This window comes from Mucilaginibacter endophyticus, from assembly GCF_003351025.1.
Lineage (GTDB): Bacteria > Bacteroidota > Bacteroidia > Sphingobacteriales > Sphingobacteriaceae > Mucilaginibacter > Mucilaginibacter endophyticus.
Map to the genome: position 1 here is coordinate 922,314 of NZ_QPCG01000001.1, position 13,678 is coordinate 935,991.

Annotated in this window: 11 protein-coding genes; 9 read left to right on the plus strand and 2 right to left on the minus strand. The window is 43.9% G+C overall.

The annotated features are described in order from the left end of the window. Positions 1–220 precede the first annotated feature (220 nt). The 5 genes from DUL71_RS03810 (at position 221) to DUL71_RS03830 (ending at position 5,776) form a co-directional block, all read left to right on the plus strand. Positions 221–1,294 carry a sensor histidine kinase gene (locus DUL71_RS03810; protein ID WP_114936802.1) on the plus strand — a complete coding sequence of 358 codons (1,074 nt, stop codon included), beginning with the start codon at positions 221–223 and terminating at the stop codon, positions 1,292–1,294. Beyond that, a complete protein-coding gene (locus DUL71_RS03815; RefSeq protein WP_114936803.1) occupies positions 1,291–2,037 on the plus strand; it encodes a LytR/AlgR family response regulator transcription factor in 747 nt (248 codons plus the stop codon). Before DUL71_RS03810 ends, DUL71_RS03815 begins: the two co-directional genes overlap by 4 nt. Positions 2,038–2,352: 315 nt before the next feature. Then, positions 2,353–3,771 (plus strand): ATP-binding protein, encoded by a 1,419-nt coding sequence (locus DUL71_RS03820; RefSeq protein WP_114936804.1) that lies wholly within the window; start codon positions 2,353–2,355, stop codon positions 3,769–3,771. A 53-nt stretch (positions 3,772–3,824) separates the two neighbouring features. Next, the gene (locus tag DUL71_RS03825; RefSeq protein ID WP_114936805.1) at positions 3,825–5,486 is read left to right on the plus strand and encodes an FAD-dependent oxidoreductase; all 1,662 of its coding nucleotides are present in this window, start codon (positions 3,825–3,827) and stop codon (positions 5,484–5,486) included. 23 nt (positions 5,487–5,509) lie between these two features. Then, positions 5,510–5,776, plus strand: coding sequence for a UBP-type zinc finger domain-containing protein (locus DUL71_RS03830; RefSeq protein ID WP_114936806.1), 267 nt, complete (start codon positions 5,510–5,512; stop codon positions 5,774–5,776). Positions 5,777–5,940: 164 nt separating this feature from the next. Here the strand turns inward: DUL71_RS03830 and DUL71_RS03835 are convergent, their stop codons facing one another. Both DUL71_RS03835 and DUL71_RS03840 read right to left on the minus strand, forming a co-directional pair. Next, positions 5,941–6,378: a DoxX family protein gene (locus tag DUL71_RS03835; RefSeq protein WP_114936807.1), complete on the minus strand. Its 438-nt coding sequence runs from the start codon at positions 6,376–6,378 to the stop codon at positions 5,941–5,943. A 287-nt stretch (positions 6,379–6,665) separates the two neighbouring features. Further along, on the minus strand, positions 6,666–7,649 hold the full coding sequence (locus tag DUL71_RS03840) for a sugar phosphate isomerase/epimerase family protein (RefSeq protein WP_114936808.1): 984 nt from the start codon (positions 7,647–7,649) through the stop codon (positions 6,666–6,668). Positions 7,650–7,736: 87 nt separating this feature from the next. Between DUL71_RS03840 and DUL71_RS03845 the strand changes: the two genes are divergently transcribed. From DUL71_RS03845 to DUL71_RS03860, 4 genes are all read left to right on the plus strand, one after another. Beyond that, entirely contained in the window at positions 7,737–8,870 is a 1,134-nt protein-coding gene (locus DUL71_RS03845; RefSeq protein ID WP_114936809.1) for a glycosyltransferase family 2 protein, read from the plus strand. Between the two features lie 217 nt (positions 8,871–9,087). Then, positions 9,088–11,508, plus strand: a complete 2,421-nt coding sequence (locus tag DUL71_RS03850) for an ABC transporter permease (RefSeq protein ID WP_114936810.1) — start codon at positions 9,088–9,090, stop codon at positions 11,506–11,508. Positions 11,509–11,937: 429 nt separating this feature from the next. Continuing rightward, positions 11,938–12,270 (plus strand): L-rhamnose mutarotase, encoded by a 333-nt coding sequence (locus DUL71_RS03855; protein ID WP_114936811.1) that lies wholly within the window; start codon positions 11,938–11,940, stop codon positions 12,268–12,270. 12 nt (positions 12,271–12,282) lie between these two features. After that, positions 12,283–13,635: an alpha-L-fucosidase gene (locus DUL71_RS03860; protein WP_114936812.1), complete on the plus strand. Its 1,353-nt coding sequence runs from the start codon at positions 12,283–12,285 to the stop codon at positions 13,633–13,635. Positions 13,636–13,678: the final 43 nt, after the last annotated feature.

Consider the following 13,678-nt stretch of genomic DNA (forward strand, 5'->3'; position numbering starts at 1 on the left):
GTACCATATATGTATCGACGGGAATAGCTTTTTTACCTATAAATGAGGGTGATTAGCACGCCCAAAGCAGGATATACCTTTCAAAGATGGATTTAAAGCGTTCGTCGGTATTTTTTGTCTGCCTGGCGATTACGCTTGCCTTTAAGCATGCCAGGTTTGTAATATTGCTGAATTATATATGTAGATTTATCATTCGGCGTAATGTCATAAAGTAATTTAAATGAGCCTTAAATCAAAAAGCAATACCATTACTGTACTTATCCATATTTTGATATGGGTGGTGTTTGGCTTGTTGCTATTCTTCTATCAACCGCTCACCTGGAATGTTGAGTTTCCATACCAGTTTTGGGTAAAACAAGCCATCACATTTTTCCTGCTTGTTGCAGCCTATTATTTTAATAACCGGATACTTGTGCCACGTTTTTTACTGCATGACCGTACCGCCATGTACCTGGTTACGGTAGTAGTAGTGGTGATCGCTTTTTTACTGCTTAATCAATGGGCAGATAAGGCACTTCATATGCATGAGCATATGGAAGCCATATTCCATAAAGACCACCGTCCGCCCAAACCAAAGGGGCGTGGGGGAGGCTGGGATATTTTCGGCACGGTTATCATAGCTTTGGTTTTGGGTATAAGCACCAGTATTACTGCTATACAAAAGTGGCAATCAGACATCAGGCTACGTGCAGCCCTCGAGCAGGAAAAAATAAGCTCCGAGCTATCGTTCCTGAAAGCCCAGATCAACCCGCATTTCTTTTTCAATACACTTAATAACATTTACGCACTTACCCACGTCAATGCCGAAACATCGCGCAAGGCACTGCACCAATTATCGCGCATGATGCGATATGTGCTATATGATACGCAACATGGTACTGCCTTATTAAGCCAGGAGATAGCTTTTATAAAAGATTATATCAGCCTGATGGAACTGCGCCTTACAGAAAAGGTAACGGTTACCTTCAACCCGCCTGAACAGGCTAATGATCTAACCATTGCCCCTATGCTTTTTTTACCTTTTGTAGAAAACGCCTTTAAACATGGTATCAGTGCCACAGAACCAAGTACCATCCTGATTGTTGTCAGTCAGCATGATGAAGTACTGGGGTTGAAAGTAGAAAACGGCATCTACAAAGACCACAACCTTAATATCGGCGAAAATAAAGGCATCGGGCTAACCAACACCATTCGCCGGCTTGATCTGCTTTATGCCGGTAAGTATAAACTGGATATTAACGAAAATGCCGCCGCCAACACATACACTGTTCATTTAACCCTTAACCTGTCATGATCATTAACTGTATAGCTGTTGACGATGAACCCCTGGCACTGGGCTTGGTTTGTGCCTTTATTGAGCAAACCCCTTTTCTGAAACTGGTTGGCCGCTTCAGCAGTGCTGTCGAGGCCCTGGTAGGTTTGCAGGATCAAAAAGTGGACCTTATTTTCCTTGATATCCAGATGCCTAACCTTAACGGTATGGAACTGGCACGCGTACTTGACAGTCGCGGAGCAAACAAACCGCGAATTATTTTCACCACGGCCTACAATCAGTTTGCTATTGAAGGTTACCGGGTTGATGCGCTTGACTACCTGCTTAAGCCTTTTAATTATGAGGAGTTTCTGCATGCTTCAAACAAAGCATTAAGTTATTTTGAATTGATAAATCGTTCAAACAGTACTACTGTTACAGCTTCTGCTGCCCCTGCCGAAGAAGAGGAATACCTGTTTTTAAAAATCGAATATCAATTGGTACGGATAGCCCTTAACGAGATCCTTTATATTGAAGGCTTAAAAGACTATGTGAAAATTTACCTGCAGGATAAGGAGAAGCCGCTGTTATCGCTTACCAGCTTAAAGGCACTGGAAGAGAAATTGCCTGCTAAAAGATTTATGCGCGTACACCGCTCGTTCATTGTATCACTCAATAAAATCAACTCTATTACCCGCAATGCCTTGCAAATTGGCAAAGTGAATATTACTGTTGGTGACCAGTATAAAGAAGCCTTTGGAGCGTTCCTGAGCAAATGGAACTGAACCGGGATTTATAGGATTTTCCTGATTCCTGGATTTTTGAATGCAGCTTGAAGATACCCAAACTCTGTGATTCCCCCGCGATCGTGTCCCCACGATCGCCAGCAAATCCCCACGATCGCCTTCAGGTATATCAACTGTTCATAATATCAAATGATTCGATAGGACACGAATCACGGTAATCCAATAATCTCCCCAAATCGAGGTTCAGACAAAATCCCTGTTCAGGTAAACAAAACCACTTCAATCGCAGTTCACCTGATTGCAATTTTTTGCCTCATTTTTACATCATTAAATAATATTCCCTACTTTTAAGTTATGCAAAAGGTAAGTGAACTACAGGTAACCGTATCAGACTTAAAAGCTTTTGAAGCTTTAGCCAATATACCCGACGATCAGCTACAGTGGCTGATAGACAAAAGTGAAGTGCAAACATTTGAAGATGGTGAGTATCTCATGGAACCGGGACAGGACCTTTCAGGTCCGCATTTTATACTGGAAGGCAATATGCGTTTCTTTATGATGCAACAGGGATCGCGCCGCGATTATACACTGGTTGAAAAAGGCAGCATCACCGGCTATATGCCTTACTCCCGCGGTTTGATAGCCAAAGGTTATGCCCAGGCTGTTGGCGAATTAACACTGCTAAGTTATCCTACAGCGGATATCATGGAAATGATCCAGCACCATTTTGAGCTTACCCAGGCCCTGGTGCATATCATGACTACTCGCGTACGTGATTTTACAGCTATGCAGCAGCAAAACGATAAAATGATGGCTTTGGGTAAGTTATCCGCGGGCTTGGCACACGAACTTAACAACCCGGCATCGGCCATTGTACGCGATTCTTTATCGTTAAGGAAACACCTCCGTATGGTGCCCGCTCATCTGAAAAACATGTTTGCTATAAGGGCCAGTGATGAACAGGTAGATGGTCTTACCGACGAACTATTTAGAATCCTGAACAAAAAAGAATGCTATACCCGTTTAACACTAAAACAACGCACCCAGCTTGAAGATGAGATATCCGAATGGTTGGAAGATAACGAAGTTGAGGATGCATACGATATAGCTGAAAGTTTTGTTGATTTTAGTTTTACCACCGAAAATCTTGAAGCGCTAAAATCCCATATTCCCGAACATGCAGTGCCTATCATTATGGGCTGGCTTAGCAGTAAGCTTATGGGCGAAAAAATGATTGAGGATATCCAGGAATCGGCGCGCCGCATTGCCGAGTTGGTGAGCTCAGTTAAAACATTTACCCATATGGACCGTGCGCAGGATAAGCAATACGCTGATATCCACATCGGTATCCGTAATACCATTACTATGCTGGGTTACAAGATCAGGAAGGAAAACATCACTGTTATTGAAGAGTTTGATGATACCCTGCCCGAAGTTAAAGCCCTTATCGGCGAGCTTAACCAGGTGTGGACCAACTTAGTTGATAACGCACTTGATGCCATGGAAATTAACGAAAAAGGCACACTTATCATCCGCACAAAAAAAGATAATGAATTTGTTGAAGTAACCATTATTGATGATGGCCCCGGCATTCCGGAAGATAACATCAGCCAGATTTATGATCCCTTCTTCACAACGAAAGAAATGGGCAAAGGTACCGGTATGGGCCTTGAAGTGGTGCAACGCATAGTGAAGCAGCACCGCGGTTCAATAAAAGTAAAATCAAAACCCGGCCATACCGAGTTTATAGTTTGCTTCCCGATAAATGGTTAGCAAAAACTGATTTTACCAAAAATATTAGTTAATTTGCCTGCATATTTACCCCTATGAGCCGTCCGATAATATTTTCTATAGATGATGACCCGCAGGTATTGCGGTCAATAAGCCGCGATTTAAAATCGCAGTATAGTAAAGAATATAAGATCTTAAGCACAACATCGGCAAAGGAAGCTTATGAAACCCTTATCGAATTGAAAAACAGTTCGGAAGTGGTTGCCCTGTTTTTGTGCGATCAACGTATGCCCGAAATGGAAGGCGTTAAATTTTTAGAGAAAGCCAAAAAAGTATTCCCCGAGGCAAAACGGGTATTGCTTACCGCCTACTCTGATACCGATGCTGCTATCAAAGCCATTAACGATGTACAGCTGGACTACTACCTGATGAAGCCCTGGAACCCACCAGAAGAAAAGCTTTACCCGGTAATAAACGATCTGCTCGACGACTGGCACAGTCATTACATTCCCGAGTTTGTGGGCATGAAACTGGTAGGATACCAGTTCTCTCCTCAATCGCATGTTATAAAAGATTTCCTGGCCGGTAACCTGATCCCTTATCGTTGGTTCGATATCGAAAAAAATATCGATTCGGCGAATTTATTGACCATCAATAACCGCACTACCGACGATTTGCCGATGGTGATATTTGAGGATGGCAGTTGTTTAACCAAGCCGAGCATCAGGGATATTGCCGATAAAATGGGCAAAAACACCAGCGAGCTTACTGATGTTTACGATGTGGTAATCATAGGAGCCGGCCCCGCAGGATTAGCAGCTGCTGTTTATGGTTCATCTGAAGGATTAAAAACCTTATTGATAGAGCGCAAGGCACCAGGTGGACAAGCCGGTACCAGTTCACGCATTGAAAACTACCTGGGTTTCCCGGCAGGCTTGAGCGGAGCCGACCTTACCCGTCGTGCTATAAGCCAGGCTATGCGTTTAGGTGCCGAGTTTTTATCACCACAATCTGTTAGCGATATCAAACAAAAAGATGGCTACAAAACCATTATCCTGGATGATGGCCCGGAGATCATCAGTCGTACTGTTGTAATTACTACAGGCGTTGATTACCGTAAGCTGGAAGTTAAAGGTGTTGATAATTTTACCGGGGCGGGTATTTATTACGGTGCCGCCACTACCGAAGCTTCGGCATGTACAGGCAAAGAAGTGTTTGTGATTGGCGGAGGTAACTCGGCCGGGCAGGCAGCAATGTACCTGTCTAAATTTGCAAAAAATGTACATATCATTATCCGCAGGGATGATCTGACAGCTACCATGTCTGCTTACCTGATCAACCAGATTGCGGATACGCCTAACATACAGGTTTTGCCAAATACAGAAGTAATTGAAGCCGAAGGCACCAATTGCCTTGAAAAAATCACTATCCAGAATTGCAAAACCAAAGAAACTGAGGTTAAAACAGCCAACGCACTGTATATATTTATTGGTGCCAAACCATATACCGACTGGATAAAGCTCGACATCATTAAAAACAATAAAGATTTTATTGAAACAGGTCGGGAGTTGCGCAGCTATGAGAATTTCGGCAAAGTTTGGAAGCTAAAACGTGATCCGTTCCTGTTAGAAACCAGCTGCCCCGGCATATTTGCAGCCGGCGATGTGCGTGCAGGAGCAATGAACCGCGTAGCGTCTGCAGTTGGCGAAGGCTCAATGGCTATAAGTTTTGTACATAAATACCTGGCTGAAGTATAAATCATTAAACAACACCTATTCCTATGGAAGAAACTTGCGCCCACATTGAAGCTGTTGAAGGCATAACCGAACCGAAAGATTACGTTTGTGAGGAATGCGTAAAACATCACGGAACCTGGCTGCACCTGCGTACCTGTCAAACCTGCGGCGTTACGCTTTGCTGCGATAGCTCGCCCAATACCCACATGACCAAGCATTTTCATGCCACAGGCCACCCGGTAGTTATATCTGCCGAGCCCGGCGAACGCTGGCTTTGGTGCTATGTGGATGAAGCGGTTAAAGGATATTAATTTAAGTCGGAAGTCTTGAGTTTTAAGTCAGGAGTCTCATAACCAGAGGCTCCTGACTTTTTTGTTTCTTATGTAAGGGGGTACTACTTATGTAAGGGAGCACTACTTAATCGCTAATCACTGATCTCCAATCTCCAAGCCCCAACCTCTAATCTCTGCCCCAGTTACCCTTTAAATGACAATACCTTATCTAATGACCATGGGCCGGAACCTATAATGGTAAAAAGTATAAGCAAGCCGAGCGCTGTAACAGTTGGCCACAACATCGCATTAATCGGCTCCTGAAAAATGCCAATCAAAAATACCGCCCCTACCAGAATCGGGATCTGGATTATACAGCCCAGGCGGGTTAAGATGCCCATAGCTATCAATATGCCACCTACCATGTGGGCAAATGACACATAATATACCAGGATCATCAGCATATCCGGCGATACATCAATAACATTTTGATCAATGATGATGCCACGCAGGTAGGAGGTGTTTTCCATGAAGGTAATGCCTTTTACCAACAAAAATACACCAAGAATAATGCGTACAATATCCAAAGCTTTTGGGTGATGAGTATCGCCCCAATGTTCAATTTTATGAACCAGATTCATAAAGCCCTCCTTTTAGTTTAATAATTGGTTACCGGCAGCCTGGGGTTAAACCGGAGAGATTAAACGACCTGGGTGCCTTTATTAAATTTAGTAACAAATTTGTTATGAAGCAAGTTTTTAGAAAGGAAAAAAATCTGGTGATTAGTTAGCGTAGATTAATAAAATGTCATTGCGAGGAGGAACGACGAAGCAATCTCGTAGCCATACAGATCGGATATGCATTGGCTACGAGATTGCCACGCTTCGCTCGCAATGACATGGTTTTTGTTTTTTGCGCCGAGGCAGCCCTACAAATCATACTCCGCCAGCCAGCCTCTCAGTTTAACCAAATCTTTCTTTAAGGCCACCGAAAAATCCTCTTTACTGATAGTTAGCTTACGAGCACCATCTTCTGCCCCGCCTAATGGATATTCGCAGTGCAGACTCATGGGGCCGTTGATCTTGTATTGTTTTAACAAACCGAAGTATTTTTTAAAATCAACCATCCCCTCGCCCAATGGCACACTTTTCACCTGCCATTTGTCAGCTTTCTTCTCCCAGTAAAAATCCTTTACGTTGATGGTTTTAGAATAAGCTTTTAACAGGTCAAGCGTTACTGGCCAGGTGTCGGCGCCCTCAGTGGTCGCATGCCGTACATCATACTGGCAACCGATATTTTTAGGATCAAGTCCTTCAAGGCTTAGCCACAAATCCCATTGCGATGCTCCAAATAGGTCGCCGGAGTGATTTTGGTAGCCGCCATGCATGCCATATTTCTTATTGAGGTTAGCAAGACTGGCCATCTGTTTATTGATAGCCTTGATGTTGGCCTGTACACTGATAGCCTTATCATAATTAAACCAGGCGGTGCGATAATATTTTATACCAAGCGCAGAAGCTGTTTTCAGGATCGGTTCTGTATCCTTTTCATCGGGGGTTTTAATATTGGTTACTATGGTATATACCTTAAGTCCGGCTTTTTCAATTGCCTCAACCGCTTTGGGCAGATCATCGGCGACACGCTCGGGCTGCACATGACCATCGGGCCTTACTGTAAGGTCGATACCGTCAAAGCCAAGCTGGGCTGTCAAAGCGGCCATTTCAGCATAATTGAGCCAGTGCATATGCTTGGAAAATATACTCACCTTTATTTTTTTTTCCGGCGATGGGTTGCTTACTAACGGCCCGGGATAATGAGTTGCCTCCTTAGCTAAAGCACTTAATCCTAAAGGTAAACCGGCAGCAGCCAACGCGGCTGAAGCAATGAATTTTTTGCGGCTGATATTTTCCATGAGGTATTAAAATTGGTAATGCAATATGTAGATTTTTGCTGTTATTATTACTGATTTTTACTCACCTTTATCCAAACCTATTTTATCATGATACTTTTCTGGTACAGCGTAATACTGTTTGTAACAACCTTAGGTTTAAACTTTTATCTATTATGGGGTTTTAGGCAAATTAAACAGGTAAGCCTGCAGCCGCTGATGGATAATCCGCCGTCCCTTTCCATCATTATACCGGTGCGTAACGAAGAAGAAGATCTTGAAAAAGCGTTACAGAGCGTTTGCCACATCAACTACCCCAACCACAGAATTATTGTAATTAATGACCGGTCAACCGACCGGACTGCCGAAATCCTGGAAAGTTTCGCCTCACGCTACCCTCAGCTCCAAGTTACTACCATCACTACTTTACCCGATGGCTGGCTTGGTAAAAACAATGCCCTATACCAGGGGTATCTCAGCAATACAGACGAATGGATGCTTTTTGCCGATGCCGATATTGTTTTTCATCCTGATGCCGTCAATAAAGCGGTTGGTTACGCGGTTAAGCAACAGCTTGATCATTTGACCATATTGCCTGAAGTGGTATCGCGCTCCGCGATTTTAAACAGCGTATTGGCAACCTTCGGCATTATGCTCATGATTGATATGAACCCCTGGGAAGCTAAAAATCCCAAATCAAAAGCCTCATCGGGCATTGGCGCATTTAACCTGGTCAGGCGTACAGCTTATGAAAAATTCGGCACTCACCGGCGTATTAAGCTCCGCCCGGATGATGACCTGCAACTCGGCCGGATCATGAAGCATGATGGTTTCCGTCAGGATGTTTTGGCCGGCCTTGGATATGTTTGCCTTGAATGGTACAAAAGCCTTGGCGAGTTTGGCCGCGGTGTACAGAAAAACTCGTTTGCCGTGGCTAACTATAGCCTGGCACAAGCTATTTTTAACGTGATCAATATGTTGTTGTCGGTAGCCTTGCCAATGCCTTTGATGTTCATTTTTGGCGATACAACAATCCGCATTATGGCGGGGATCATGCTACTTTTTCATATGATTTATATGATCATGGTACCGCCCAACAAATGGTGGTACGCGTTCATGATCCCTTTCTCCGCTTTCTTTTTAGCCTGGCATTTCTTAAAAGCATCAATACTGACCGTTACCCGGGGCGGCATTTACTGGCGGGACAGTTTTTATTCGTTGAAGGCTTTGAAGGGCGAAGAGTAGGGGGGCTTTAATACGCAGAACGATACAGTGAATGTGTCGCCCCGAGGACATAGAAAGTTTTTGCAGAATCCTTTCTGTTGAATTATAAATTATAATAGTTGTCATTACCTGCTTATCTGGTTTTTAATAATTTCTATGACGCTTTTTAATGTTATTCTGAAAATTCTTTAATTCTGAAATTCTGATCCTTATATTGTAAACCTCAACCTTTTACCATATGATCCGCAATATCCTGCTTGTTACCTGGCGCAACCTTGTAAAAAACAAAACCTACACATTTATTAATGTTACCGGGCTTGCCTTGGGTATGGCGGCGTTCATATTGATATTCGCCTATGTGAATTTTGAAAAGAGTTTTGACCGAATGCATCCAGATGCCGCCAATATTTACAGGGTTGAAAGCCAGTTTTACCGTGGCGATAACCTGAGCGATAGCTGGCCCACCAGCACCAATGGCTATGCTACCGCTATGAAGGCCAACTTTCCGGAAATTGAATCATTTGCCCGTATAGACTGGCATAATGCCGAACGGGTAGTAAAATACAACAACATTAAATTCAGGGAAGAGCACGTGTGCTTTGCCGATAGCAATTTCTTTAACTTTTTTGCATACCCAATGCTTAAGGGCGATAAGCTTACCGCCCTCAATGAAGTTAACTCCATAGTAATTTCGCAATCGGCGGCTAAAAAGTATTTTGGTAATGCGGAGCCGATGGGTAAGTTTCTGGATATTACCACGCTGAGCGATAGCTATCATTGCATGGTTACCGGTGTGTTTAAAGACTTGCCCGCTAACTCAACCATGCAGTTTAATTTCCTGGTATCATGGGCTACCATACCCAGGTTTGAAAAGGATTTTTGGTACCTGCATGAAAGTTACACCTTTGTGAAATTGAAGCCACATGCCAGCGCGGCGGCGGTTGAGGCTAAGTTTCCGGCATTGGCCGAGCGCTATAAAACCGGCCTTTCACTAAAAGATTTGAAGTGGACAATTAAGCTTGTTCCGCTTACCGAGGTTCATTTGAATCCAGCCAAACCCAATGAAATTGAGGTAAAAGGAAACCGTTTCGCGGTAGATTTTCTGAGCATCATAGCCTATATCATTTTGCTCATCGCCTGCATCAATTACATCAACCTGGCTACCACTAAATCGGTAGATAGGGCGAGGGAGGTAGGTATCCGCAAGGTAAGTGGCGCGCATGCTCCGCAACTCATTATGCAATTCCTGGCCGAATCTGTGATCATCAATCTTGCTGCCTTGGCAGTCGCGTTGATATTGGTATTAGCCGGCCGCTACGGCATTATGAACTATTTATATGGTGAAGGCTCGTACGGTTTGTTATTTGACGGTGCTTTGTATTTGAAACTTACGGCTGTTTTTATAGGCGGTATCCTGCTTTCAGGTATGTATCCTGCAACAGTACTCGCTCGCATGAAGCCTATTGCGGTATTAAAAGGCCGTTTTGCATTTTCAAAAAGCGGGATACTTCTGCGCCGCGGTATGGTGGCATTCCAGTTTATGGCTTCTGTATTGCTTATTGCGGGCACCTTCGCGGTTTACAGGCAGATAGTTTACATGAACAGCCAGAATACCGGCGTTAACATCGATCAAACCATTGTTGTGAAAATGCCTGTGAATACGCCAAATTATAATCAGAAAACAGCCAGCTTTAAAACTACGCTGCAGGCCTTTGTTGGTGTAAAGGCTGTTACGCTTTCAGGCGCGGTACCGGGCAAGGAAGTAGGTAAGTTTTTAGCAGACAGGCGCTTCGGAGCCCCTAAGTCGGAGGAACGTACTTATGAAATGCTGCGTGCCGATCATGATTTTATCAAGACTTATGGCTTGCAGATAATAGCTGGGAGGGCCTTTGACAGAAACCGACCAACAGATTCTGTTGGCCTGGTGATGAACGAAGCAGCTATAAAACAGTTTGGTTTTGAATCGCCGCAGGACGCCGTGGGTAAAAAGGTATGGATCGAAACATTAGAGAAAGAGCCTAATGAGATCATCGGTGTAGTGAAGGATTATCACCAACAATCGTTGCAAAAAAACTATACTCCGGTTATTATGTTCATGGATCCCAAACTACCATGGATCCCGGCCGATTATATCTCCATAAAAGTGAACGGCAACAACATGCGCCAGATGGTTGAGCATATCAAAACCACCTGGAATGATACCTTCCCGGAGTCGTCGTTCGATTTCTTTTTCCTTGACGATTTCTACAACCGTCAGTATGCCCAGGATACGCAGTTTGGGCATGTGTTTACGCTGTTTGCCTCGCTGGCTATATTTATTGCCTGCATTGGCTTGTTCGGTTTAACGGCATATTCAGCCGCCCGGCGCACTAAGGAGATTGGTGTACGCAAAGTGCTCGGCGCATCGGTACAAAACATTATCTCGTTGCTTACCTGGGATGTAGTAAAGCTCATCTTGATATCAAGTTTGGTGGCTGTTCCGCTGGCATATATCTTCATTAATCAATGGCTTAATCGTTACGCGTTCAGGGTTCAACTTACCTGGTGGCAGTTTGTACTACCGGTTTTCGCGCTGGTGGCTATAGCAGTGGCAACTACTTTTTATTTGACGTTCAGGGCTGCGCTGGCCAATCCAACAAATTCGTTGAGGAATGAATGACCGTTGATTACGCTCTCGCCATCGCTCGGCTCCAGCCGAGCGACCACTATCCATCGGCCTCCGGCCGCCGAAGCTGGTATTATCCACTTCGGCCAGAGGCCGGTAAATAGCTCACACTCGGCAGGAGCCGAGCGAGGGCGGAGTTGATTTTTGTCTGAACCTGAATTATACGAATTAAAGAATTTGTCGAATTTTATCTTTTCCCCGCCGCGGTGTCCTCACGGCCGCCTGTTAATTGATTTGCGTTTTGAAAATTTTCTAATTCTGAAAATTCTGATTCAGACAAAAATCAACGCAATCAGCGTAATCAAAATACATCAGCGGTCCTATGCCAAAAAAGCTGAACGTTTTGGCCAATTTTGGATACTTATTTACCTGTAAACCTTATTTCTTTGTATTACCGATATAAACTTTTTTGAGAGCTATTCTATGAGCCAACGATACTGTTTAACCCTCGATCTGAAAGACGACGCGGCACTCATTGCCGAATACGAAAAATATCACGAAGCCATCTGGCCCGAAATTCATGACAGCATTACTGCCAAGGGAATCACTAATATGGAGATTTACCGTTTTGATACCCGCATGTTCATGATCATGGAGGTTGATGATACTTTCAGCTTTGAAAAGTCGGCAGCAATGGATGCGGCAAATTCAAAAGTGCAGGAGTGGGAAGATTTGATGTGGGGCTACCAATCGCCGGTAAAAAACGCGCCCGCGGGTGCTAAATGGGTTTTAATGGATAAAGTTTTCTCATTATAAAACAGGATAGCTATGCTAAAGAAATTACAATTACTGCTGATGGTTGCATTACTGATGGCCCCATCGGTATTCGCGCAAAAAATGATAGGCACCGAAACTGATGCGCAGAAAGATAAACGCATGGAATGGTGGAAGGACGACCGCTTTGGTATGTTCATTCACTGGGGCCTGTATTCGCAGGCGGCCCGTCACGAATGGGTAAAGCACAACGAAAAAATTGATAATGCCGGCTATCAGAAATATTTCGACCAGTTTAATCCTGACCTGTTTGATCCACAAAAATGGGCCAAACAAGCCAAGGCGGCCGGTATGAAATACGCAGTGCTTACCACCAAGCATCATGAAGGTTTTTGCCTGTTCGATTCAAAATTTACTGATTATAAAGCCCCTAATACCAAGGCTAAACGCGATTTGGTGCGCGAATATGTGAACGCTTTCCGGGCGCAAGGTTTAAAAGTTGGCTTTTATTATTCGCTGTTAGACTGGCACCACCCACAATATACTATTGATGAGATCCATCCACAGTCTCCTGCTGATAAAAGTGATGCATCATACGCTAAACTGAACAAGGGAAGAGACATGGCTAAATACCGCCAGTATATGCGCGATCAGATCACCGAGCTATTAACCAAATACGGCAAAATCGACATCCTTTGGCTGGATTTCTCATTCCCGCGCAAGGATGGCCATGGTAAAGGTAAAGATGAGTGGGGATCAGTTGAATTGCTTAAACTGATCAGAAAATTACAGCCGGGTATTATTGTAGATAACCGCCTTAACCTTGAAGAATATAAAGACGGAGCCGATTTTGAAACACCTGAACAGGTAAGCACCGCCGAGCTGGCTAAATACCGCGGAAAAACCTGGGAAACCTGCCAAACATTTTCAGGTTCGTGGGGATACTACAGGGATGAGCATACTTGGAAAACCCACCGTCAATTACTCGACCTCTTAATTACTTCGGTAAGCAATGGCGGCAATCTGATATTAAACGTTGGGCCAACCGCGCGCGGCGAATTTGATTATCGTGCTACTAATGCGCTGGATAGTTTGGCTTACTGGATGCATGCCAACAGCAAATCTATTTACAATTGCACATTTGCTCCCGATACCTATAAAATACCCGAAGGAACTAAACTTACTTATAACAAAGCCGCCGGTAAATTGTATGTACAATTGTTCAGCTATCCGCAGGGTAAACTGGTATTGCCTGGTTACAAAGGCAAGATCAAATACGCGCAGTTTTTGAACGACAGCTCAGAGCTTTTATATAAAGAAACTAACGGCGACGATCTGGAGTTAACGCTGCCCGCGCAGAAGCCTAATTACGAAATACCGGTAATTGAACTTACGCTTCAGCAATAAGCTAAAAAATATTGTCCTTATAAAAAGAAGGACCGATCATATA